General features: G+C 30.9%; 23 protein-coding genes. 10 read left to right on the top strand and 13 right to left on the bottom strand.

Going from position 1 to position 23,001, the window contains the following annotated elements; all coding sequences use genetic code 11:
* Nucleotides 1-141: 141 nt before the first annotated feature.
* From ACLII3_RS00115 to ACLII3_RS00100, 4 genes are all read left to right on the top strand, one after another.
* On the top strand, nt 142-1,773 hold the full coding sequence (locus tag ACLII3_RS00115; protein ID WP_412985489.1) for an aminopeptidase P N-terminal domain-containing protein: 1,632 nt from the start codon (nt 142-144) through the stop codon (nt 1,771-1,773).
* Nucleotides 1,774-1,896: 123 nt separating this feature from the next.
* The gene (locus ACLII3_RS00110; protein ID WP_412985487.1) at nt 1,897-3,504 is read left to right on the top strand and encodes a tetratricopeptide repeat protein; all 1,608 of its coding nucleotides are present in this window, start codon (nt 1,897-1,899) and stop codon (nt 3,502-3,504) included.
* A 168-nt stretch (nt 3,505-3,672) separates the two neighbouring features.
* Complete coding sequence (locus tag ACLII3_RS00105) at nt 3,673-3,810, top strand: hypothetical protein (protein ID WP_412985485.1); 138 nt, start codon at nt 3,673-3,675, stop codon at nt 3,808-3,810.
* Complete coding sequence (locus ACLII3_RS00100) at nt 3,807-5,408, top strand: T9SS type A sorting domain-containing protein (protein WP_412985484.1); 1,602 nt, start codon at nt 3,807-3,809, stop codon at nt 5,406-5,408. Before ACLII3_RS00105 ends, ACLII3_RS00100 begins: the two co-directional genes overlap by 4 nt.
* 81 nt (nt 5,409-5,489) lie before the next feature.
* On the opposite strand, the gene ACLII3_RS00095 is transcribed toward ACLII3_RS00100, so the two are convergent.
* The 5 genes from ACLII3_RS00095 to ACLII3_RS00075 form a co-directional block, all read right to left on the bottom strand.
* The gene (locus ACLII3_RS00095) at nt 5,490-6,743 is read right to left on the bottom strand and encodes a hypothetical protein (protein ID WP_412985482.1); all 1,254 of its coding nucleotides are present in this window, start codon (nt 6,741-6,743) and stop codon (nt 5,490-5,492) included.
* Nucleotides 6,744-6,943: 200 nt separating this feature from the next.
* Entirely contained in the window at nt 6,944-7,576 is a 633-nt protein-coding gene (locus tag ACLII3_RS00090; RefSeq protein ID WP_412985480.1) for a hypothetical protein, read from the bottom strand.
* Nucleotides 7,577-7,681: 105 nt separating this feature from the next.
* Nucleotides 7,682-8,524 (bottom strand): 23S rRNA (adenine(1618)-N(6))-methyltransferase RlmF, encoded by an 843-nt coding sequence (rlmF, locus tag ACLII3_RS00085; RefSeq protein WP_412985478.1) that lies wholly within the window; start codon nt 8,522-8,524, stop codon nt 7,682-7,684.
* Nucleotides 8,525-8,534: 10 nt separating this feature from the next.
* The gene (locus ACLII3_RS00080; RefSeq protein WP_412985476.1) at nt 8,535-9,011 is read right to left on the bottom strand and encodes a hypothetical protein; all 477 of its coding nucleotides are present in this window, start codon (nt 9,009-9,011) and stop codon (nt 8,535-8,537) included.
* Between the two features lie 70 nt (nt 9,012-9,081).
* Entirely contained in the window at nt 9,082-9,963 is an 882-nt protein-coding gene (locus ACLII3_RS00075; protein WP_412985474.1) for an AraC family transcriptional regulator, read from the bottom strand.
* A gap of 103 nt (nt 9,964-10,066) precedes the next feature.
* Here ACLII3_RS00075 and ACLII3_RS00070 point away from each other — a divergent pair, with 103 nt between their 5' ends.
* Entirely contained in the window at nt 10,067-10,420 is a 354-nt protein-coding gene (locus ACLII3_RS00070) for a DUF983 domain-containing protein (protein WP_412985472.1), read from the top strand.
* Nucleotides 10,421-10,432: 12 nt separating this feature from the next.
* Here ACLII3_RS00070 and ACLII3_RS00065 read toward each other — a convergent pair whose 3' ends face one another.
* The 4 genes from ACLII3_RS00065 to ACLII3_RS00050 form a co-directional block, all read right to left on the bottom strand.
* Nucleotides 10,433-10,870, bottom strand: coding sequence for a GNAT family N-acetyltransferase (locus tag ACLII3_RS00065; RefSeq protein ID WP_412985470.1), 438 nt, complete (start codon nt 10,868-10,870; stop codon nt 10,433-10,435).
* 65 nt (nt 10,871-10,935) lie between these two features.
* Nucleotides 10,936-11,550 carry a tRNA (guanine-N1)-methyltransferase gene (locus ACLII3_RS00060; RefSeq protein WP_412985468.1) on the bottom strand — a complete coding sequence of 205 codons (615 nt, stop codon included), beginning with the start codon at nt 11,548-11,550 and terminating at the stop codon, nt 10,936-10,938.
* 120 nt (nt 11,551-11,670) lie between these two features.
* Nucleotides 11,671-13,119 carry a glyceraldehyde-3-phosphate dehydrogenase gene (locus ACLII3_RS00055; RefSeq protein ID WP_412985466.1) on the bottom strand — a complete coding sequence of 483 codons (1,449 nt, stop codon included), beginning with the start codon at nt 13,117-13,119 and terminating at the stop codon, nt 11,671-11,673.
* A gap of 218 nt (nt 13,120-13,337) precedes the next feature.
* Nucleotides 13,338-14,744, bottom strand: a complete 1,407-nt coding sequence (locus ACLII3_RS00050) for a trypsin-like peptidase domain-containing protein (RefSeq protein WP_412985464.1) — start codon at nt 14,742-14,744, stop codon at nt 13,338-13,340.
* A 130-nt stretch (nt 14,745-14,874) separates the two neighbouring features.
* Here ACLII3_RS00050 and dapF point away from each other — a divergent pair, with 130 nt between their 5' ends.
* The 5 genes from dapF to ACLII3_RS00025 all read left to right on the top strand — a co-directional run bounded on the left by dapF (nt 14,875) and on the right by ACLII3_RS00025 (nt 18,898).
* Nucleotides 14,875-15,654, top strand: coding sequence for a diaminopimelate epimerase (gene dapF, locus ACLII3_RS00045; RefSeq protein ID WP_412985463.1), 780 nt, complete (start codon nt 14,875-14,877; stop codon nt 15,652-15,654).
* Nucleotides 15,648-16,172, top strand: coding sequence for a GNAT family N-acetyltransferase (locus tag ACLII3_RS00040; protein ID WP_412985462.1), 525 nt, complete (start codon nt 15,648-15,650; stop codon nt 16,170-16,172). The genes dapF and ACLII3_RS00040 overlap by 7 nt, the downstream gene beginning before the upstream one ends.
* Nucleotides 16,173-17,216, top strand: coding sequence for an endolytic transglycosylase MltG (gene mltG / locus ACLII3_RS00035; RefSeq protein WP_412985460.1), 1,044 nt, complete (start codon nt 16,173-16,175; stop codon nt 17,214-17,216).
* Nucleotides 17,217-17,218: 2 nt separating this feature from the next.
* Nucleotides 17,219-18,130, top strand: a complete 912-nt coding sequence (locus ACLII3_RS00030; RefSeq protein WP_412985459.1) for a DUF2279 domain-containing protein — start codon at nt 17,219-17,221, stop codon at nt 18,128-18,130.
* A 99-nt stretch (nt 18,131-18,229) separates the two neighbouring features.
* Nucleotides 18,230-18,898, top strand: coding sequence for a peptidoglycan-binding protein LysM (locus ACLII3_RS00025; protein ID WP_412985458.1), 669 nt, complete (start codon nt 18,230-18,232; stop codon nt 18,896-18,898).
* Here ACLII3_RS00025 and ACLII3_RS00020 read toward each other — a convergent pair.
* From ACLII3_RS00020 to dnaA, 4 genes are all read right to left on the bottom strand, one after another.
* Nucleotides 18,895-19,608, bottom strand: coding sequence for an SAM-dependent methyltransferase (locus tag ACLII3_RS00020; RefSeq protein WP_412985457.1), 714 nt, complete (start codon nt 19,606-19,608; stop codon nt 18,895-18,897). The genes ACLII3_RS00025 and ACLII3_RS00020 overlap by 4 nt on opposite strands.
* On the bottom strand, nt 19,609-21,030 hold the full coding sequence (locus tag ACLII3_RS00015) for a PQQ-dependent sugar dehydrogenase (RefSeq protein WP_412985456.1): 1,422 nt from the start codon (nt 21,028-21,030) through the stop codon (nt 19,609-19,611).
* Nucleotides 21,031-21,110: 80 nt separating this feature from the next.
* On the bottom strand, nt 21,111-21,563 hold the full coding sequence (locus ACLII3_RS00010; RefSeq protein ID WP_412985455.1) for a low molecular weight protein-tyrosine-phosphatase: 453 nt from the start codon (nt 21,561-21,563) through the stop codon (nt 21,111-21,113).
* Nucleotides 21,564-21,573: 10 nt separating this feature from the next.
* The gene (gene dnaA, locus ACLII3_RS00005; protein WP_412985453.1) at nt 21,574-23,001 is read right to left on the bottom strand and encodes a chromosomal replication initiator protein DnaA; all 1,428 of its coding nucleotides are present in this window, start codon (nt 22,999-23,001) and stop codon (nt 21,574-21,576) included.

Here is a 23,001-nt window from a genome sequence, read left to right as displayed (position 1 = left end):
AAGTTAGCCTTTTCAGGTCAAAAAATCAATACGTAGAAATACGTACAATTTAACAAGTTCTTGCTGTTAAAGTTTTCTAGATATGTTTGTTAAAAGCATCTGTATCTTTTAGTTTTGGGTTCTTAAAATTTTAACTTACTTATGAAAATAGTATATAGCCTAATATTTACGTTGTGTTTTTCGGTATCATTATTTGCGCAAGATCAAGTACCAACCGATTTTCTTTCTAAAGAGTTTCATAAAGAACGTCGTGATGTATTAAGAAGTAAAATGCCAGCAAACTCGGTTGCTGTGGTGTTTGCTAACCCTTTACGTAATCGTGCTAATGATGTGGATTATGTATTTCATCAAGATCCAAATTTTTACTACCTCACTGGTTACAGAGAGCCTAATGGTGTATTGGTATTGTTTTCAGACGAGCAAACAGATGCTAATGGTAATACTTATACCGAAATACTATATGTGCAAGAAAAAAATGCTACTAAAGAAATGTGGGATGGTAAGCGTTTAGGTAAAGAAGAAGCTATAAAAACATTAGGCGTTTCAAAAGCTAAAAATGCTATTGAATTTATTATTTCGTCAATTAATTTTAGTAAGTTTTCGCAAGTGTTTATTGATGGAAAATTTAAAGACGATTATCGAAATACAAGTAATAAAGCAGAGATATTTGATTTGGTAGAAAGTTTTAAGCTTGCTACAAATTATAACCCTAAAGATTATCCTTCTAAAGCCAAAGTGTATCTTTATAATGCTATAGCTAAGGCTACTATAGAAGAGCAATCTAATATCGTTAGTACCATAAAAAAGTACCAAGCATATTACCCAGAATTACTTGAGGATGCTATTATTCAAAATTACTTACAAGCAAACGATAAAACTAAAATTGAAGATGCACAGCAACAAGTGTCTTTAGTATTAGGTGTTAAGCAGCTTGTAGATGTGTCGTTTTTACCTGAGCAATTGGCAGCAATGAGAGAAATAAAAACTGCCGAAGAATTAAAGCTATTAACTAAAGCTATTAGAATTTCTGCCATAGGACAAATAGAAGTAATGAAAGCAATGCAGCCACATATGTCTGAAGCAGAATTACAAGGGATTCATGAGTTTGTATATAAAAAATATGGCGTAGCTTATGAAGGGTATCCATCTATAGTAGGAGCAGGGAATAATGGTTGTATTTTACATTACATTGAAAATGATAGAACGAAGGTTGGTAACGATTTAGTGCTAATGGATTTAGGAGCAGAGTATCGTGCTTATACAGCAGATGTTACGCGTACTATTCCAGCAAATGGAAAATTCACTAAAGAACAAAAGCTAATTTACGATTTGGTATTTAAAGCACAAGAAGCAGGTATAAAGGCAACAGTTGTTGGAGCTCCTTTTAGAGCGCCAAATAATATTACCAAAGAAATTATTAATAAAGGCTTATTTGAATTAGGTATCATAGATGCTGTAGATGCACGTCATAATTATTATCCACATGGATCTTCGCATTATTTAGGGTTAGATGTACACGATCCTGGAACACGAGGAAATTTACAAGCAAATTCGGTGATAACAGTGGAGCCTGGTATTTATATTCCAGATGGAAGCCCTTGTGATGAAAAATGGTGGGGAATTGCTGTACGTATTGAAGACGATATTTTAATTACAGAAAATGGACCTGTCAACTTATCTGCTGAAGCTCCTAGAACTTCTGAAGCTATCGAGGAAATGATGGCACAACCTAGTGTGTTAAATAGTTTTGTATTGCCTAGTTTAGACGATTAAGGTTTTAGTAAGGTATTTTTCTTATTAGTTGTTTTAATTAAAAATAGTAGCAATTAGTGGTAAAATAGATATGCTATTGTAATGTGCTATTATATTTAGTATCTTTCTTAGGAATACTGGTTTATGAAAAAAATTACTTTCATTTTTCTATTAATTATTAATCTTTCTAATGGTCAAGAACCAGTAGATGTTCTTATAGATAGCTTAAATTTTGAAAGTAATTTAAAGCAAAGAGTAGAATTAATCACAAGTATTTCAAGTGAGTTAGTAGAAAGTGATTGGGATAAGGCAATCTCATATTTAGAGCTTGCAGAAAGAGAAGTAGAAAGTTCTGAAAACGCTCAGGAAGAGTTAGCTTTAATTTACAAGTCATATGGTAATATTTTTTATTCCAAAGACATTTTAGATATTACACTTGAGTATTATTTAAAGGCTTATAATTTATATAAGGAATTAGGTAATGAAACAGAGTCCACCTTATTAGAGAATGATTTAGCAATAATATATGCAAGGCTAAATAATAATGAGAAAGCACTTGAATATTTCAATAACGTGTATGAGTACCAATTGAAGCATAAAGATTCATTACGATTGGCACAAATACTAAACAACATTGGAAACTTATTCTTAAAAAAAAATGTTGATTCTTCATTACACTACTTTAATAAATCGTTAGAAATTTCTAAAAGGTTAAATAATAAAGAATTGTATGGATATGTTTATGCTAATTTAGGTCGAGCATATAGCATAAATAATGACTTGCAAAATGCAAAGATTAATTTTGATAGTGCATTAAGCTTTTCAAAGAATTCCGATAATGACATATTAAAAAACCTTGTAAATAATTCTATTGCTGAGTTTTTTTTAAAGGTAGAAGAAAACGATTCATCCATTGTTTATGCAAAGAGAACAATGGATTTAAATACTTCCAGCTTTTATAGTTTTAGAAATCAAAATGCAGCAAATACCTTATATCAAGCCTATAAAAATAAGAACGATTATCAAAATGCTGTTTATTATTTTGAAACGTACAATAAAATAAGAGATAGTATTAATGTTGAAGAGAAAGCACTAAATGTAGAGCGTTTAAAACTACAGCAAGAGTTTAGAGTGAAAGAGAAAATTCAAGAATTTGAAAAAGAAAAAGAACGCTCTAAATACATTATGATTGGATTGAGTTTAGTGGCAAGTATATTACTTTTAATTATTATAGTATTTAGATATAAGGCTACAATAACTAAAAATAATCTTGAAAAAAAGTTACTTATTGCTGAACAAAATGAGCTAAGACAAAACTTAGAAAGTAAAAATAAAACGCTTATTAGTAAAGCAATGGCAGAAATGCATAGAACAGACATAATAAATAGTATTTTGACTGATCTTAAGCAAGTAAAAAGAAAAGCTGTAAAAAAAGAAACACAACAAGCTATTGATTATATTCTGGTAAGTCTTCAGCGCGATTTAAACTCTAATGTCTGGAAAGAGTTTGAAGTAAGTTTTGAACAAGTTCACGAATCATTTTGTAAAGCACTTAATTTAAAACATCCAGATTTATCTCCAAAGGACAGAAGACTCTGTTCTCTTTTATATTTAGATCTTACCTCCAAAGAAATTGCTCTTATTACTGGACAGTCTTTTAAGTCCATTGAAAATGCAAGAACTAGACTTCGCAAAAAGCTAAATCTAACCAATGAAAAAGTAAACTTGTCTAACTATATGAATAGTTTGTAATATAAGTAAAAATTCATTAACTATTTGTAGGTCAATTTGTTAAGGCGGATTGAGTGTTCTTTGTTGGGTGGTTTTTTCGCTTCGAGTGTTTTTGCGTGGTTGTAATTTTTTATATCATTTAATTAAGTATTTAGTTTTGGTGGGAATCAAGATAAACCGTCAAAAAGTATGTCGTCATTATCAAAAAAAGAACATAATAAATCTTTAGAAGAGCTTATTGAAGAATCAAATCTTAAAAGAAAAGTTCTAGAGAAAATTATAGATAAATCCACAACTAATACACAAAACAAATTCAAGAAATCATGAAAAAAATTACCTTGTTAATAGCATTGTTTGCAATTTTTAACGTTAATGCGCAATGGACAACGGACACAGCTGCTAATACTTTGGTAGCAAGTTCAAACTCTAGTGATATGATGTCTATTGGGACTTCTGATGGACAAACATATGTCGTTTTTTGGAAAGAAGTAGCAGCTCCAGTTAATTATGAACTTAGAGTGCAACTTATGGATGCTTCTGGAAATCAGCAATTCGGAGCAGATGGAATGTTAATTAGTAATACCATTCCAATGAGCTCTTATACATTATTTTGGTCAGTAAGTATTGATACCAACGATAATCTTTATGTTGGAGTAACTGGCACTGGAGATGAAACTGGATTTGCATATAAGGTAGATACAAGTGGTAATATACTTTGGACAATCTCAAATCCTGATGCATATTTAGTAAAGGTGTTGCCTTTGTCTTCGGGAGACGTTATTGTTTCTTGGTTAAGTGTATCTACTTATAGTGCTACAATGAGAAAGTATGATAGCAATGGAAATGCTGTTTGGCCATCTGAACAATCTGTGGCTTCTCCAAGCCCAAGTTCACCTGCTAACTTATACGAAATTTCGTCTGGTAATCTTATAATGGTATTTCATGAACTAGGCTCTGGAGTTAGTTCAACATTATACGCTCAACGTTTTGATACTGATGGAAATGAAGTTTGGTCAAATCCAACTCAACTATCAAATAAAACTACAGCTTATAATTCTTTTTATAGTGGCGCTCAAGATAATGATGTGATATATTATGGTTATAGTGCTGCTACAGCTACAAGGTTCGATTCTTTTGTACAACGTATTAATCCGGATGGAACTTTGCCTTGGGGAATTAATGGAGCAGATTTTGACACCAATGAAACTAACTTCGAAAAAGGAACTAAAATAGCTTTTGCTTCAGGATCTAACTATGTATGGGCAATTTGTACCTACTCTGATACTTCTCAAAATAATATTGGAGAATATGTGCAAAAATTTGATAAAGTAACTGGAGCAAGACAGCTTACAGAAACAGCAAAAGAAGTGTATGCAATAGGTACAGATAATGTGCATGCTGGAGATTTAAGACTTATAGATGATCAACCATTATTTATAATAAAATCAGGAGCTGATAATGGAGCCACACCTACAGCATTAAATGCTTGTTATTTAGATGCTAATGGTGATTTTGTTTGGCCAGAAGAAACAAAGCCAATAGCAACTTATTCGGCTAATAAAGGTGATATTCATTTTAATATGCCAGTAAATGGAGACGTAGTAACAGCATTTGTTGAAGATAGAGGTGCAGGAGATAATATGTATGTACAACGATTTACAGATGCTTCACTTTCTGTAGAAGAATTTAATTTAACAAATACCTTAGAGTATCAAAATCCTATTAAAGACGAATTAAAGATTAAAAGTAATGAGTTAATCAATGAGGTTCAAGTTTACAGTGCAATAGGACAACAATTAGGAATATATAAAATGAACTCTAATAACATAACTATAAATTCTCAAGATTGGAGCTCAGGACTTTATATTGTGAAGGTTATTACACAAAACGGAAAAGGAGAAAGCTTTAAGATTTTAAAAAAATAAAATCAACTAACTAACTATTTTTAAAAGCCTCTCTGAATTTTTAGAGAGGCTTTTTATTTGCTTTAAAATTATAAAGCTGCTTTATTTTTCCTGGTAATAAATGAGTCCATCTTGATTAGCATAGCAAAAAAGTTTCCCTTCACTATCAAATAATTTTAATAAGTGAAATCCCTTTTTTCTAAAGTTTTTACGAGCTAATAAAGGTATCATATCAAATTTAGGTTCAATAAAAATATGGTCTTTGTATAGGTAAGCATATAAGCCATATTTATTATCCTTTTTTAAAATATATCCAGTAAAAAGAGAAAAACTAGCATAGTATAATTCGTCGTATTTGGCTTCAAGAGTTATGGATTTATCTCTGTCTCTTTTAATGCCCAATTTACCATCTTTAATGTAAACATAAGCAAAGGATCTATCAAGCTCTTTAGTGTCGTACGTTAATGTTTCTATTTTTCGGCTTAGCTTATAGGAGTATCCTTTAATATCTATTCTAGGTATCGTTAAGGATATACTGTCATTTTTATTTATAGCATATTTGTTCTTTGTTTCTACTTCTTCAACTGCTTGTAAACTATAGTCATAATTAGTGTTGTTATCAGCGTATTTATCTTCTTTAAGTGTTATAAGTTTATCAGATTGTAGAATAATGTTTTTGTCTTTATCATAAACAAAGAAAAGCTTATGTGCTTGCCCTTTTTCATCTTTATAGATAATTGTCAGTCCGTTGTAATTAAGCTCACTAAACTTATGTGCGAAATGTGAACTTTTTTTGAAGTAGGTTTTAGTTATTTTCTTTAATTTTTTATCGTATAATGAGAGTGTAAATTTATCATCCATGGTTGCAGATGCTATTAGTATTTCGTTACTAGTATCGTAATCTCTAATAGGTGTTAGCGTCATAAACCAAATGTATTCTTCATCAAAAATAGGATGACCTTCATTGGTAAATAATACACTTGTATCAACATAATGATCTCCCCAATAATCTTTAACTTTAGAATAGGTGTATCTTTTACCTTCTATCATTTCATTATTATAGTAGTAGGTGTTAAAATCTTTATCCTTAAGAATGATTTTATCATTGATAATAAATGAGGATAGATTTGTAGAGTCATTTAAAATTTTATGACCAACGTAATAGGTCTCGTTTTTTGACTTATCAAAACTAAAAAGCGTTGCAAAATTGATAATATCAAATTGCGGTTCTAATACCAAGTTTCCCTGCTCATCAGACATACCAAATTTATCACCAACACGATATGGCACATAAATGCTTTGACAATAAAAATTGGTAAACGATAAAGAAAAGACTATAAATAAGAAGTATTTCATGTTAATTGTAGCATTGGTCGTTTTGGGTTGTTTATAGTAAGTTTTGTTTTTTGAATGTTCGTTTAACGGTTGGTGTATGGTTAGTTGCGTGTTTAAGCAACTAATTTAGCAAACAATCACAAGCCAGAGGAATTTCCGAAGGAAATTCCGAGTAGGAACTTGCCAAAGCAATTAATTATACACAGTGTTGTAAAACGTATTTATTTATTCATAAGTTGAGTAGCTTCCCAAACGTAATCTAAAGTAAATTCACCAAATCGACTTATGTAGTCTCCGTTTTTTGAAATTACAACAAAACTTAACCAAGGATATTTATGCTTAAAAAATAATTCTGAAATTTGATTTTCAAAGTCTTTTTTCCAAGGAATAATTCCCTCATGTTTTTTTAATCCGTTATAGTTTTTATAAAGATAAATAGGTTTAATTTCTGCTATTTGATTTAGTCCTTTTTCAAGGTCATTTTTCCAATTTTTCATCCATTGTCTATCTACAAACCCACCTCCAGAATTATATGGGTCTTTACCAATGTAATAAATTATTACAGTCGGTTTTGTACTGTCAACATTTATATTTACTGACTTGTTAAGTAGGTTGTCGAATAACTTCTTATTCTTGATTTTACCTCGAACTTCTCTATTGGTCAGGATTTTTATATTCAAAGAGTCATTTTGAACTTCAATTAACTTTCTATTTGAACGAGATTCATTAAATTCAGATTTGCTTATTTCTATATTGTTCTCATTGAAGTATTTAGTTTTATTATTTTCAACTTTTGAGGAAGAACAAGAATAAAATAAAATTCCAATTATTAATTTCAGCAGTAGTTCTTTCATATGTTTTACAATGTATTTATATAAACATGTTTTAATTGTTTATATAAATTGTTAAACGAAGTTAGCGTTTTCAAGTAAGAAAATCAATACGTAGAAATACGTATGTTAATTAAAAGTCCAAGCAATAAAACGGCTTTGTTTGTTGCCTTGAGTCATGTCTATTATTTTAACCTCAGTTGGGTGTGTTTTATTAATAGCACGTTTTATGTTTTTTAAATGCTCTTTTTGAGATACTAATGAGGTAAACCACTGTACTTGGGTTTTAAATAAAGCACTTTCGGTAGCCATTTTTTTTACAAAAGCTTCTTCGCCACCTTTATACCATAACTCGTTAGAGCGTCCTCCAAAATTAAGGTTGTCCTGTTCTTTTAATCCTAGGTTTTTTACTTTACGTTGGTTTTTTTGTTGGGCTTCAAAACGATGCTTAAAAAATGGTGGATTACAAACAACCACATCAAAGTAATCATCTGGTTGTATAATATGCTCTAGAATACTGTTTTTATATTGTTGTTTGCGAACTTCAATAGGTTGTAGTGCCTCGTTATTTTGTATTAATAACGCTGTATTTTTTAATGAGTCACGATCTACTTCGCTAGCTGTACATTGCCAATTAAAATGACAGGTTCCTAAAATTGGATAGATAAGGTTAGCTCCTGTACCAATGTCTAGTAGTTTTAAATTTTCTTTTTGTACTAGGTCTGAAACATATAACAAATAATCCAAACGACCAGGAATAGGAGGGCAGAGGTTACTGTCTGGAATATGCCAATCAATATTATAATATGTTTTTAATAAAGCTGTATTTAAAGCTTTAACAGCATGTTTGTCTGCAAATTTTATGGTTTGTGTATTGTACTCATTGGTAAAAACAAAATCCTTTAAAGGTTTGTAATGTTTGATTAGTAAATCAAAATCGTAATTATTTGAAAAAGGATTTTTTGGATGCATTATTTAAGTGTTAAATAAAAAATAAACCATGACTTCCAGCTACAGCACCAATAGTTGTAATAATACTTAAAATAAGTAAAATCCAATGAAATCGATGCATAAAAGCAAAGGTTTTAGCTGGATTTTTTTCAGCGTAACGCTTAAAGAGTTTGTGTAGCACTAAAGGTTCTAAAATATAAAGTACGATGGTAAAAATTATCCAAACCACTGTCATAGCATGTATCCACCAATATTTTATATCTAAATAACGATCCCAAGCATCTAAAACATATAACATATAAAAGCCTGATAAACCAGTTAGGAGTGTTGTGATTTTTGCTTGTAGTGCAAATCTACCTTCAATTTGTTCGAAGGTTTTTATTTGTTCTTCTTTAGACTTTAGTTTTTTTACAGCAGGTATTATTACAGTAGTTACCATAGCAACACCACCAATCCATAAAATAACTGCAACTACGTGTATAACTCGAGCTATAGTATAGCTTTCCATTTAGTATTGTTTTATAATACGAAATTAGTCTTTTTTGTATAAAAAAGAGGTTTCACTATTAAAGTATATACTAACGATTTTGATAACCTTTTTTAAAAGCTAAAGGCGTCATGTTGGTTTTTAACTTAAAGACCTTTGAAAAATATGCGTAGTCATTATAACCTAATAATTCTGAAATTTGAGATAAAGAGTTTGTGGAGTGTACCATTAAGCGTTTAGACTCTAATAATACACGTTCGGTGATTAAATCAGTAGTGGTTTTACCAAGTGTTGACTTAGTAATTCTATTAAGATGTTTTGGTGTAATATGAAGTAAATTGGCATAAAAACTAGCCGACTTTTCTTGTTTATAATGCTTGTCTATTGCTTTTTCTAAGTCATTTAAAGTATTTAGGTAGGTTACTGATGCAATTTTTTGAATAGGTTTTGTTTGCGTGTAATAGCGTGCTAAATCTATATAAGTACTATGAATTAAACTAGCTATTTTTTGTTTTACATAAGTTAAGCTTGAATAATACTCTTTGTTAATTTCTTTAAACTTAGCTTCTATAAATAAAGTCTCATCATTGGTTAAATGTAATGATGGTGAGTTTTCTTGAGTAAAGTAAAAAGGAAATTGTTCCAGTTTACTTTTTGTAAAATGAAGCTCGTAAAAATCTCGTGTGTGGAAAAAGATATAGCCTTCAGGTTGTTTAGTAAATGTCCAATAGTGTGTTTGTCCTGGTTTTAAGAAAAAAACACTACCAGCTTTTACAGGATAACTGTTAAAATCAATTTCATGAGTACCAATACCTTTAGTAAACATAACGCACAAGTAAAAATCATGACTGTGTGGCTTGTTAAACAGGTTTTTGTTTTTGTGTAAATGCGTTTTAAAGTCGTTACTATAAAAGTTTGACATTTCAACTTCAGGTTCAAACTCCTGAATATTTAATACTGATATTGTGTTCATTCTACTTGTTAATGTCCTAAAAGTACAAAAAATAGCGAATTATATATGAGTTTAATAATTCTTTAAGAGCTTAAATTTGTAGTCTTAATTGAATTGATCTATCATGGATATAATAAATGTTTTTAAAGCTAAGTGTCCTAAATGTAAAGAAGGAGATGTTTTTAGTTCTAAAGGGAATTTACTTTTATTGAAATCTCCTAAAATGAACGAAACGTGTGAAAAGTGCAACTTTAAGTTTGAACGTGAACCAGGATTTTTCTTTGGTGCTATGTTTGTGAGTTATGCTTTAGGAGTGGCTGAGTTTGTTGCCTTTTTTATTATATCACATTTTATATTTAATATATCTCCACTCTATACTTTTTTTGGAATTATAGCTGTTGCCTTACTATGTAGTACATTTAATTTTAGATTATCACGAATGATTTGGATGCAACTATTTGTAAAAAAAGAGCAGTAATAAATTGTTTTATTAACGATTTGTCCAAAAGAAATGTAAATCGCTATCGCTTTCAAAGCCTAAGCGTTGGTACAAATGTTGCGCAGGATTATCATGTGCAGTTTGTATAGCAATGCCTTTATAGTTATTAGTTTTACATAATAGTTTTGTAGCATCAATTAGCATTTTTCCAACACCTTTACTTCTATAATTCGCGTCTACATACAAATCGTTAAGTAGATACATACGTTCCATACTAACTGAGCTAAATAGAGGATATAATTGTGTAAATCCAATTGCTTTGTCATTATCATAACATAAGTAAATAGTGGATTCTTTATTTTCTATACGTGATTTTAAAAAAGCTTTAGCAGCATCTAAATTAGATGTTTGCTTATAAAATATGCGATACGCATCAAATAAAGGCGCTAAATCATTAATATGGTTTAAAGTGGCTTGTACAATGTTCATAAACAAAAAAATCTGTAATCGAAATTACAGATTTTAATTGTATTATTTAAATAGCTAAGTAGTTACTAGCTATTATTTTTATGCTTATTTATTTCGTCTTGTAATTGACGACGCACTTTTTGTTCACGCTCTAAAGCTACACGTCTATGCTCTTCAAACTCTAATTCAGTTTCAGCTAATGACTTTTTAGCAGCTTTTGTAACTGCATTGCTACTCTTAAACTTATAGATAAATAACATAAGTAAAGCTAATAGGCCAGCTATTATAGACCACATTAAGGTATTATAACCACCTTTACTCATTTGCATACCAAATAAAGCCATACTATCTTTTTCTTTATTAGTATTGTCTAAAGTAGTTTGTGTAGTGCTTAAGTTGTTTTTTAAAGTGTCTATTTCTTCTTGTTGCGTAGTTACAACAGCTTTGGTATCGTTAAGTTGCTTTTTAATAGCTTTTAAAGAATCTAATGTATGTGCTTTAAGTGTGTGTAACCAAGTTTGTTTAACAACTTTAAATTCTTGATAACGATTAGATTTTTTAATTACGTAGTCAAATTGATTGTCAATAGTCCCTTCATTAAGAGATAATTTATCGGTTTCACTAGCTGTATTTTGAGCTTGAATCGATGTATGTAATGTTACTGTAAGTAGTAATAAAACAGATAACTTAAAGAATTTCATTTTGGTAGCGTTTATTGTTAGCGTATTAATCTTAGCAAGATATATATTAAATTTTTAGCCTCACAATTGTGAGGCTAAAATTATATACGTGAAAAATAAAAATCTGGATTTTTATACCTACTAATAATAAGTAAAGCGTCTTACTTTAGCAATGTATTTAGCTAAACGAATTACTTGGTGGCTATAACCATACTCGTTATCGTACCAAATGTATAAAATTACATTTTTACCATCTTCTCTAACAATCGTTGCTTTACTATCGTAAATAGCAGGAGCAGAGCTTCCAACAATATCGCTAGATACTAATTCGTCGCTTAATTCATATTTAATTTGCTCCACTAAATCACCTTCTAATGCATATTTTTTCATCATTGCATTAATGCCATCAAGTGATGTTTCATTTTCTAATTCTAAGTTAAGAATTGCTAATGAACCATTAGGAACAGGAACACGAATAGCGTTAGATGTTAATTTACCTTCTAAACTTGGTAATGCTTTACTAACTGCTTTTCCAGCACCAGTTTCAGTAATTACCATATTTAATCCAGCAGCTCTACCACGACGGTATTTCTTGTGCATGTTATCTACAAGATTTTGGTCATTAGTATATGCGTGAATTGTTTCTAAATGTCCGCTTTTTACACCAAACGAATCTTCCATTACTTTTAATACAGGAGTAATGGCATTTGTTGTACAAGAAGCAGCAGAGAAAATATCAATCTCATCTGGATTGTTTTCTAATTGGTTAACACCATGAACAATGTTTGGAATCCCTTTTCCTGGAGCAGTTAATAATACTTTATCAACTCCTTTTGATGCCATATGTCTGCTTAATGCTTCTTTATCTCTAAAAGCACCAGTATTATCAATAACTAAAGCGTTATCAATTCCATATTGCGTATAATCGATATCTTCTGGAGCGTTAGCTGAAATAATGTTTACAGTAGTTCCATTGATTAATAAAGCACTATTTGCTTCATCAATTTGAACAGTTCCTGAAAAATCACCATGAACAGAATCGTTACGTAATAAAGAGGCACGTTTTTCTAAAACAGTAGCATCAACCTTACCACGAGTAACAATAGCTCTTAAACGTAATTGACTACCTTTTCCAGTTTTTGTCATTAATTCGCGAGCTACTAAACGACCAATACGACCAAAACCGTAAAGGATAACGTCTTTAGGTGTAATGCTTTCATTCTTTTTTGCTTCTTTTAATTTTTCAGCAACAAAAGCAGTAGCGTTATTGTACTTACTATCTTCTAAGTGATATTCGTAAGTAAGTTTTCCGATATCTAATTTTGAAGGAGGGAAATCAAAATCTTTAATAGCTTGTGCAATTTCTACAGAATCAAAAATTGAAATTGGTTTTTGAACAAACTCACCAGCATATTCATGCAGGTTAAGAATTTCGCTTACATTTTTGTCGATAAGCTGATTTCTAAAAAGTACTAACTCAATAGAGTTGTCGTACCATAAATCGCTAACTGTTTTAATAAATTCTACAGTAGCTCTTCTACGATCAGCTTGAAAAGCCAACTCTTTCTCATAAGTTTCGTTAAAACTCATTGTTTTTGGTTTAAGTGTGTTGTTTAATTTACGTTTGAAAGCTTTTAATGGCTTTCTTAAATATAGTGGCTAAATGACTAAAAAGTCAATAATTAGCTTTTTATATTTTCGGCAAAAGTAATATATTTCAAACGTTTTCGTAGCGTATTTTAACAAAAAAATAAACCCTTAAATCTTAAGTAAGAAATAAGGGTTAAATTATATATTGAAATAAAATTTTATTTAAACCTATAGCGCTCGCGTTCACCATCACTGTTTATAAGCTCTATACTTAATGCATCATAAGGAGAACGCTCACTTTTAATGCGTTCAACATCATCTACAGATTTTATTTTAATACCATTAATAGCTGTAACTATAGTGCCTTCTTCAACTCCATATTGTTGCCAGTAAGATTTGTTTCTTCCAGTAAAAGCTGAAATTTTTACACCATAATCTAAATTGTATTTTTTTAAATCGTTTGTAGTGGCATTCTTTAAAATACCTATGGTTGGAAACGTTGTTGAATTATTTTTAGCAAGTGTAACAGGAATAGTTTCAGTATTACCATCTCTTAACAATGTTACATATACTACATCTTCAGGGCTTTTAGTACCTAAAAATCCTTTTAAATCTGCGAATTTAGATATTTTAATACCATCAATTTCTTTTATAATATCACCAGATTTTAGACCTGCTTTTGCTGCACCAGAATCCTCATCTACATTGTTAATATAAAAGCCTTCAGTTTCGGTTACTCCTAAATCTTCTGCATTAATACTGTTTAAAGAGCCACCAGAAACTCCTAAAACACCATTTTGAACATTTCCAAATTCCATAATATCCTCCACAACTTTTCTGGCAATATTGCTAGGAACAGCAAAAGAATAACCAATATAAGATCCTGTTTGTGATGAGATAGCAGTATTAATACCTATTAAATCTCCATTAGTATTTACTAAGGCACCACCTGAATTTCCTGGATTTACTGCAGCATCTGTTTGGATAAAAGATTGCGTGTTTTTACCTGATAAATCTCGTGCTTTAGCACTAATAATTCCAGCAGTAACTGTAGATGTTAAGTTAAAAGGGTTACCAACTGCTAAAACCCATTCTCCAATTTTTGCTGAATCACTATCACCAAAAGTAGTGTATGGTAAATCATTATTTGCATCAATTTTTAGAAGTGCGATATCAGTAGTTGGGTCTGTGCCAACTAGCTGTGCTTCAAAGGTCTTATTGTCATTCATAGTAATGGCAATAGATTGAGCGCCTTCAATAACATGGTTATTAGTAATAATATAACCATCTGGTGAAATAATCACTCCAGAACCAGTACCAACTTGAGCGCGTTGGCTAGGTCTTCCCATGAATAAATCTTCAAATGAGGTGTAGCCTTTGCTAATAGTTGTGTTTTTTACGTGTACAACTGAATGAATTGTTTTTTCTGCAGCTACAGAAAAATCAACATTTGTAGTTGTTAATTTTGTATTAGTAGTGTTTAAATTTACAGGAACAGTAATAGGTAAATCTGTATTCTCGTTTAAAACTACACTATTTTCTTTTTCGATAAATAACTTGTAAGTTCCAAGGGTTAGTGCTCCACCTAAAGCTGATACAAGCATAAGAGATAAAATCTTTTTCATATTCATTTTAAGTTTTAAAAGTGAAATAATAACGATTAAAATTAACTAATTATTGAGCTGAAAAATCAACTTTAACGACTATTTAACAGCATGAAAAACGGTTTAATATTTATATATTTGCTCACGTATTATGAAGTATACTTTCTATAAATATCAAGGAACAGGAAATGATTTTGTCATGATTGATAATCGTGATGAACATTTTGATAAAACGAACACAAAACTTGTTGCACAGTTTTGTGACAGACGTTTTGGAATAGGAGCAGATGGTCTAATTCTGTTAGAGAACGATGCTGATGTAGATTTTAAAATGGTATACTATAATGCTGATGGTAATGAAAGCTCTATGTGTGGTAATGGAGGACGCTGTTTAGTGGCTTTTGCGAAACAACTAGGAGTAATTGCTAATCAAGCAACTTTTATGGCTATAGACGGTTTACATCATGCAGTTATTGAAAATGGTATAGTAGAACTACAAATGCAAGATGTAACAGATGTTAAAATAAACAAAGACTATGTTTTTTTAGATACAGGATCGCCACATTATGTACAATTTAAAGAAGGTTTAACGTCTTTAGAAGTAAAAGAAGAAGGTGCAAAAATTAGATATAATGATGTCTTTAAAGAAAATGGTACAAATGTAAATTTTGTTCAAAAAGATTCTGATTCACAATTCTCAGTAAGAACCTATGAACGTGGAGTAGAAGACGAAACACTATCTTGTGGTACTGGAGTAACTGCAGTAGCTTTGGCAATGCATTACATAGGTGAAACCGAAAAAAATAATGTTGCATTACAAACACAAGGTGGCTTACTTAATGTTAAGTTTGTAAAAACAGATGATGTTTATAAAGACGTTTGGTTAATTGGTCCTGCAACATTTGTATTTAAAGGAGAGATAGAATGGTAACTCTTAAAGGCGAACATATATATTTAAGAGCTTTAGAGCCAGAAGATTTAGAGTTTGTTTATGCCATTGAAAATGATGAGACTGTTTGGGAAATAAGTAATACGCAAACACCTTATTCAAAATTTTTAATAAAGCAATACCTAGAACAAGCTCATAAAGATATTTTTGAGGTAAAGCAATTACGATTAGTAATTTCAAGTTATAATAATGAAGCCTTGGGCTTAATAGATATTTTTGACTTTGATTTTTCTAATGGTAGAGCAGGAGTAGGCTTACTAATAAAGGATACTGAAAACAGAGCTAAAGGTTTTGGAAGCGAAGCTTTAAAACTATTAGTTAACTATAGTTTTAAAAAATTACAATTGCATCAATTGTATTGTAATATTTCTGAAGAAAACACAGCAAGCATCAAGCTTTTTGAAAACGAAGGATTTAAGCAAGTTGGTTTGAAAAAGGATTGGAACTTTGTTGAAGGACATTATAAAAATGAATATTTATATCAACTTATAAACGCGTAAATGTATTTTAAAAAGATTTTTCTTGCCATAGCACTTATTGGCTTAGTAGTAGCTGCATATTTTGCATATTTTGTGTATTCGGCAATGTTTGTGCCTAATACTAACTTTAATAATAGTGAAGCATATGTATTTATTGAATCTGGAGCAACTTATGAAGAGGTGAGAGCAGATTTAGAGCCACTACTTAAAGATATAGAGACTTTTGATGCTTTGGCAAATAGAAAGAAATACACAACTAATATAAAAGCAGGAAAGTTTCGTATTGCTAAGGATATGAATAATAATGATATTATTAATTCAATTAGAAGTAATAATATTCCAATTAAAGTTGCATTTAATAATCAACATTCAATACCTCATTTAGCTGGAAGAATAGCTACGCAAATTGAAGCAGACAGTACCTCTTTAGTAAAAGCAATGTTGGATGAAACATTCATGACACAAAACGGTTTTAGTGAACAAACAGTTTTAGGAATGTATTTGCCTAATAGTTATGAAGTGTTTTGGAATACAACTGCTGATGGGTTTAGAGATAGAATGCTAAAAGAATATAATCGTTATTGGAATGATACGAGATTAGAAAAGGCAAGAAAAATAGGGTTGACGCCAGAAAAGGTGATGGCATTAGCGTCAATAGTTCATGAAGAATCTAAACAAAGAACAGAACAACCAAGGATTGCAGGAGTTTATATTAATAGATTAAATAATAAATGGCCACTTCAAGCAGATCCAACATTAAAGTTTGCAGCTTATCAATTACCAAAGTATAAGAATACAGTTATTAAAAGAGTGCTGAATGTGCATAAGGAAATTGATTCGCCATATAATACATATAAAAACTTAGGATTACCTCCAGGTTTAATTGCGATGCCTGATATTTCTGCTATAGATGCTGTGTTAAACTATGAAACTCATAAGTACTTTTATTTTGCAGCCGATGCTAATAAGCCAGGGTTTCATAAGTTTGCAAAAACATTATCTCAGCATAATCAAAACGCAAGAGAATATCAACGTTACTTAACCAATAAAGGGATAAGACGTTAATATTGAAAAATAGACATATATATTGTTTGCTGTTTTTGGTATTTAGTACCTATGGTTTTTCGCAATCTAAGTTTAATGATTTTTTAAAACCTAGTGATACTTTAAATACTTCTAGAAAGAAAGCAGTTATAATTTCTGAAACTTCTTTGGCTGGATTAAGTTTAATTGGTTTAAACCAATTATGGTATAAAGACTATGAAAAGTCAAACTTTCATACGCTTGATGATACTAATGAATGGTTACAAATGGACAAGCTTGGTCATGCATTTTCTTCGTATCAATTAACAAAGCTTGGAAGTGAAACATTGCAATGGAGTGGAGTAGATGACAAGAAAAGTCTTTTGTATGGCGCAGCTTTAAGTATGTCCTATCTTACTACAATTGAGATTTTTGATGGATTTTCTAAGGAATGGGGTTTTTCTTGGTCAGATATTGCAGCTAATACATTAGGAACAGGATTGTATGTTGGACAAGAGTTGTTGTGGGATGAGCAACGCTTATTGATGAAGTATTCTTTTCATCAAACAAAATATGCTAATCAACGTCCAGATAAGTTAGGTGAAAACTTATTAGAACAAATGCTTAAAGATTATAACGGACAAACCTATTGGTTAAGTGCTAATATGCGTTCATTTCTTAAGACCAATAAGATACCAAAATGGTTGAATTTGGCTATTGGTTATGGTGCTCATGGTATGTTGACTGGTGATAATGAACCTAATAGTATTGATTTTCCAAATCAAAACAGACAACGACAATTTTATTTAAGTTTAGATATTGATTTAACAAAGATTAAAACACAATCACATACTTTAAAAACACTTTTTTCGTTATTAAATACAATTAAGATACCTATGCCAACTATAGAGTTTAATAACAAAAAAAAGGCTGTTTTTCATCTATTATACTTCTAAAAAATACACTTAAACGATTAATTTTGAATTATTTAAAAAAATGTGTAATTTTGCACGCTGAAATTTAAAGTGTATTTAATGCGCTTAAAAATTCAAATTATGAATAAGCATATTGTAGTATATTCGATTATTCCTGTAGTACTTATGGTAACTTTGTTTACAGCATTTAGTACTAAAACTGAAATAGATTACAACCTATATTCAGTGGATTGTTTAACTTTAGATTATAGCGTATCTAATGATATCGCTTTAAATTCTAACCAAGAAACAACATTACTTTCTGATCAATGTTTTGATTCACCAGTTTTAGGTAAAACTTTTGTGGGTTTTAAAGAAGCGCTTGCTTTTAAAGAATCGAGAGGAGATTATTTTACTGTAAATACACTAGGTTACCTAGGGAAATACCAATTTGGAAGAAGTACTTTAAAACTTCTAGGAATCCATAATACAAATCAGTTTTTAAACACACCTGAACTTCAAGAAAAGGCTTTTATAGCAAATGCCGAAAGAAATAAATGGGTGTTACGTAGAGATATCAAACGTTTTGTTGGAAAAAAGATTGATGGTGTTTTAGTAACTGAGTCTGGAATTTTAGCAGCAGCACATCTAGCTGGTCCAGGTAGTGTAAAGAAGTACTTAAGAAGTTATGGAGCAATTGGTTTTACAGATGCTTATGGAACTAACATAAGATCGTATATGAAAAAATTCTCTGGTTACGATACATCTTTTATTACTCCAAACAAAAAGGCAAAAGCGTCTTTACTTTAATCTTTTTGAATTATAAATATAGCAGGTCTTTTATGAAAGTCCTCTTTATTGTGTTTCCAGTCTTTTATAGATTTTGTTTTGATGTATTCTGTTGGTAAAGTTATATCGCAGGCCACACATAGTCTAGTGTTTGGTTGTAATACTGAACAAATGTCTTCTAGCATTTTATTATTTCTATATGGTGTTTCTATAAAAATTTGAGCTTGGTTATTATCGAAAGAAATACGTTCTAACTTTTTTAAAGTTGATTTACGTTCACCTTTATCAATAGGTAAGTAGCCATTAAAAGTAAAACTTTGACCATTCATACCTGAGCTCATTAATGCAAGTAAAATTGATGATGGTCCAACCAATGGTACTACTTGAATATCTTTTTCATGAGCAATTTTCACAATATCTGCTCCAGGATCTGCAACACCTGGACATCCAGCTTCAGAAAGTAAACCTACAGGTTTTCCTTCCAGACATGCATCAAGATAACTGGGTAATTCACTTTCTTGTGTGAATTTATTTAATAAATGAATTTTTAATGAAGGCTGAGACTTGCTAGAACTGACTTTTTTTATAAATCGTCGTGCTGTTTTTTCATTTTCAACAATATAGTCGTCAACCATTTCAATGATTTTTTTAACTGAAATTGGTAAAACCTCTAAAGGAGCATTATCTCCTAATCTTGTTGGTATTAAATATAGTTTACCTTTGGTTATCATTTATTTTATAATCAGTTTTTTACGTGTTACTTCTCCAGTTTGAGTTTTGAAACTTACAATGTATAACCCCTTATTAATATCTTTAATAGATACATTAAGTAGGTTTTCTTCTATTGTTTCTATTTGTTTTACAAGTTTTCCTTGAATATCAAAGATAGAGATAGTTTCTGGTAAGCTGCTATTAAAATTTATGATTACTTCATCTTTAGCTGGGTTTGGATACATTTTTACAGCTGTATTTTCTTCAAAGTCGTTCGTGCTTAAGTCACCATCAACAATTTTATAAATTGTTCCAGAAACAATACCAGCAATATACAATTCACCTTGATTGTCTTCTCCAAAAGCAACCCAGTTGTTGCCACTATATACTTCTGATAAATGCATATTCCAGTTACTACCATCTTCTTCAAGAGTGCCTATTTCGTTACTGCAGTAATCTGCAAAAAAGTAATAACCATTCAAGCCAGTATTTTCAGTTCCTCTGTGCCTATAGCCTCCAGTTATGGAACATTTAAAGTTTCCACTATTAGAATGTGAATATTCAGCTACTGGAAAAGTAAGTGTGTTCATTGGAGGGCAGCCAGAAGTATCATAGGCATGATCACCTTCATAGCATCTCCAGCCGTAATTTAACCCAGAGGCTGAAGTGTTTACTTTGTTTATTTCTTCGTATTGGTTTTGACCAACGTCTGCAATCCATAAGTCGCCATTTGCTGAGTCGAATGAAAATTTCCAAGCATTTCTAAGTCCGTAAGCCCAAATTTCATCTAGAGTAGCATTATTACCATCTGCGGCAAATGGATTATCACTAGGTATAGCGTAATTATTTCCATTACTAGTGTTGTCTACGTCAATTCTAAGCATTTTTCCTAATAACGTGTTTATATTTTGACCATTACCTTGAGGATCGCCAGCACTACCTCCATCACCTACGCTAATATAAAGGTAGCCATCTGGTCCAAAGTTCATGTCGCCACCATTATGGTTTGAAAAAGGTTGTGTGATTGTTAATATATTCAATTCTGAACTAGCATTTGCAGTGTTAGGATCTCCAGCACTAACCGTAAATCTAGAAACAACAGTATTGCCACTATTGTTAATGTAGTTTACATAAAAATAGCCATTGCTACTATAGTTTGGATGGAAGGCTAAACCCAATAGACCACGTTCGTCTCCTATACCAAAATTGTCAAAAACCAATGTGTTAATGTCTAAAAATGAAGTAGCATTAACAGAGCCATCGCTATTAATGATTTTTATTCTCCCATCTTGTTCTACTACAAAAAGTCTTGAATCACCAGCATTTTTTATACTTACTGGCATATCAAATCCTGATGCAACAGAACTTAGTTCTATATTAGGTTGAGAAAATGAGATAAGTGATATACAGAAACTGCATATGTAAAAAGTAATCTTTTTCATGCTAATTAGTTTAGGGTTCTTTTTTACGGAAATTACAAAAAAAAATGGAAATCAGTATTTTTTAATTGATTAGTAGTGTTTTATGCTAATTTTTCAGCAATGCTATCGCAGGCTTTATCAAGCATTTGGAAAACAGTTTCAAAACCATCATTACCTCCATAATATGGGTCTGGAACATCAATTTTATCAAGCGTAGCAACTTCTTCAAGAATCATTTTTACTTTGGCTATATCAGAGTTGTTTCTGGCTAATGCTATTATATTTTGATAATTGGAACTATCCATTGCATAGATATAATCAAACTCATCAAAATCTGTGATAGAGAACTTTTTGCTTCTTTGGTCAGATATATCAATGCCATATTTTCTTGCAACAGCAATAGATCGAGTATCTGGTTTTTCACCAACATGATATCCAGCTGTTCCTGCAGAATCTATAAAATAGTTTTGTTGAGGTAGTTTTGATTTTAAAATACCCTCAGCTAATGGTGAGCGACAAATGTTGCCTAAGCAAACCATTAAAATTTTAGTCATTTTATGAGTATTAAAGAGAGAGCTTCTTTGTTAAGTCTTCTACGTATTTTCTAAACTGCTTATCAGTAGATGATAAGTTATCTACCGTCTTGCAAGCATGTAGTACAGTAGCATGATCACGTTTACCAATTTGAGAACCAATACTAGCTAAAGAGGCTTTAGTGAATTTTTTAGCAAAGAACATAGCTAATTGTCTAGCTTGTACAATGTGTCTCTTTCTAGTTTTAGATTGAAGTGTATCCACGTCCATTTGGAAGTAATCTGACACTACTTTTTGGATATAATCGATAGATACTTCTCGCTTAGTGTTTTTTACAAACTTCTCAACGATATCCTTAGCTAAATTGATGGTAATCTCTTTTTTATTGAAAGAAGATTGAGCAATCAAAGAAATAATAGCACCTTCAAGTTCTCTAACATTAGTTTTTATGTTTTTTGCAACATAATCAATAATGTCTTCTGGCATTTCAACACCATCTCTATATAGCTTATTTTTTAATATAGAAACTCTAGTTTCAAAATCTGGATTTTGTAACTCAGCTGAAAGTCCCCATTTAAAACGAGATAATAAACGTTGCTCGATATCTTGCATATCAACAGGTGCCTTGTCGCTTGTTAATATTACTTGCTTTCCATTTTGGTGTAAATGGTTAAAGATATGGAAGAATACATCTTGTGTTCCTGACTTACCTGATAAAAACTGTACATCATCAATAATTAAAACATCAATAATTTGATAAAAATGAATAAAATCATTTCTATTATTCTTTTTTACTGAGTCAATATATTGTTGTGTGAATTTTTCTGCAGAGATATATAAAACTGTCTTTTCAGGGTATTTATCTTTTATATCTACACCAATAGCGTGAGCTAAATGTGTTTTACCAAGACCAACACCACCAAAAATTAACAGTGGATTAAAAGAAGTTCCTCCTGGTTTATTCGCAACAGCGATACCTGCGTTTCTCGCTAAACGGTTAGAGTCTCCTTCTAAGAAATTTTCAAAATTATAATTTGGATTCAGTTGAGATTCAATCTTAACATTTCTAATTCCAGGAATGATAAAAGGATTTTTTAATTCTGGGTTTTTATTGTTTAGAGGAATATCAACATCTTGAGCTTTTACAGCAGTTCTATTTGAACTTGGAATTTTTTCTGTGAAAGGTTGTTTGTTACCATAAGTATTTTCCATCTTAATGATATAAACTAGCTTTGCTGTTTCACCAAGTTCTTTTGTAAGTGCAACTTTTAAAATTTTAACATAGTGCTCTTCAAGCCATTCGTAGAAAAATTTACTAGGTACTTGAATGCTTAAAGCTGTTTCAGTTAGCTTTACTGCTACAATTGGTTCAAACCAGGTTTTATAGGCTTGCGGCTGAATATTATCTTTTATGAATTCAAGACAGTTATTCCATACCGATTGCGCAGTTTTATTCAT

This window comes from Pontimicrobium sp. IMCC45349 (genome assembly GCF_047219225.1).
Taxonomy (GTDB): domain Bacteria; phylum Bacteroidota; class Bacteroidia; order Flavobacteriales; family Flavobacteriaceae; genus IMCC45349.
This window is presented reverse-complemented; position numbering and strand designations above follow the sequence as displayed.

Excerpts from the sequence above, each read along its gene's own strand:
- ACLII3_RS00050 (WP_412985464.1), bottom strand. The coding sequence starts at position 14,744 with ATGAAAAAGATTTTATCTCTTATGCTTGTATCAGCTTTAGGTGGAGCA.
- ACLII3_RS00025 (WP_412985458.1), top strand. The coding sequence starts at position 18,230 with ATGAATAAGCATATTGTAGTATATTCGATTATTCCTGTAGTACTTATG.
- ACLII3_RS00020 (WP_412985457.1), bottom strand. The coding sequence starts at position 19,608 with ATGATAACCAAAGGTAAACTATATTTAATACCAACAAGATTAGGAGAT.
- ACLII3_RS00115 (WP_412985489.1), top strand. The coding sequence starts at position 142 with ATGAAAATAGTATATAGCCTAATATTTACGTTGTGTTTTTCGGTATCA.
- ACLII3_RS00060 (WP_412985468.1), bottom strand. The coding sequence starts at position 11,550 with ATGAAATTCTTTAAGTTATCTGTTTTATTACTACTTACAGTAACATTA.
- ACLII3_RS00065 (WP_412985470.1), bottom strand. The coding sequence starts at position 10,870 with ATGAACATTGTACAAGCCACTTTAAACCATATTAATGATTTAGCGCCT.
- rlmF (WP_412985478.1), bottom strand. The coding sequence starts at position 8,524 with ATGCATCCAAAAAATCCTTTTTCAAATAATTACGATTTTGATTTACTA.
- ACLII3_RS00090 (WP_412985480.1), bottom strand. The coding sequence starts at position 7,576 with ATGAAAGAACTACTGCTGAAATTAATAATTGGAATTTTATTTTATTCT.
- ACLII3_RS00040 (WP_412985462.1), top strand. The coding sequence starts at position 15,648 with ATGGTAACTCTTAAAGGCGAACATATATATTTAAGAGCTTTAGAGCCA.
- ACLII3_RS00095 (WP_412985482.1), bottom strand. The coding sequence starts at position 6,743 with ATGAAATACTTCTTATTTATAGTCTTTTCTTTATCGTTTACCAATTTT.
- ACLII3_RS00075 (WP_412985474.1), bottom strand. The coding sequence starts at position 9,963 with ATGAACACAATATCAGTATTAAATATTCAGGAGTTTGAACCTGAAGTT.
- ACLII3_RS00010 (WP_412985455.1), bottom strand. The coding sequence starts at position 21,563 with ATGACTAAAATTTTAATGGTTTGCTTAGGCAACATTTGTCGCTCACCA.
- ACLII3_RS00015 (WP_412985456.1), bottom strand. The coding sequence starts at position 21,030 with ATGAAAAAGATTACTTTTTACATATGCAGTTTCTGTATATCACTTATC.
- ACLII3_RS00105 (WP_412985485.1), top strand. The coding sequence starts at position 3,673 with ATGTCGTCATTATCAAAAAAAGAACATAATAAATCTTTAGAAGAGCTT.
- ACLII3_RS00070 (WP_412985472.1), top strand. The coding sequence starts at position 10,067 with ATGGATATAATAAATGTTTTTAAAGCTAAGTGTCCTAAATGTAAAGAA.
- dapF (WP_412985463.1), top strand. The coding sequence starts at position 14,875 with ATGAAGTATACTTTCTATAAATATCAAGGAACAGGAAATGATTTTGTC.
- mltG (WP_412985460.1), top strand. The coding sequence starts at position 16,173 with ATGTATTTTAAAAAGATTTTTCTTGCCATAGCACTTATTGGCTTAGTA.
- ACLII3_RS00055 (WP_412985466.1), bottom strand. The coding sequence starts at position 13,119 with ATGAGTTTTAACGAAACTTATGAGAAAGAGTTGGCTTTTCAAGCTGAT.
- ACLII3_RS00100 (WP_412985484.1), top strand. The coding sequence starts at position 3,807 with ATGAAAAAAATTACCTTGTTAATAGCATTGTTTGCAATTTTTAACGTT.
- ACLII3_RS00080 (WP_412985476.1), bottom strand. The coding sequence starts at position 9,011 with ATGGAAAGCTATACTATAGCTCGAGTTATACACGTAGTTGCAGTTATT.
- ACLII3_RS00110 (WP_412985487.1), top strand. The coding sequence starts at position 1,897 with ATGAAAAAAATTACTTTCATTTTTCTATTAATTATTAATCTTTCTAAT.
- dnaA (WP_412985453.1), bottom strand. The coding sequence starts at position 23,001 with ATGAATAAAACTGCGCAATCGGTATGGAATAACTGTCTTGAATTCATA.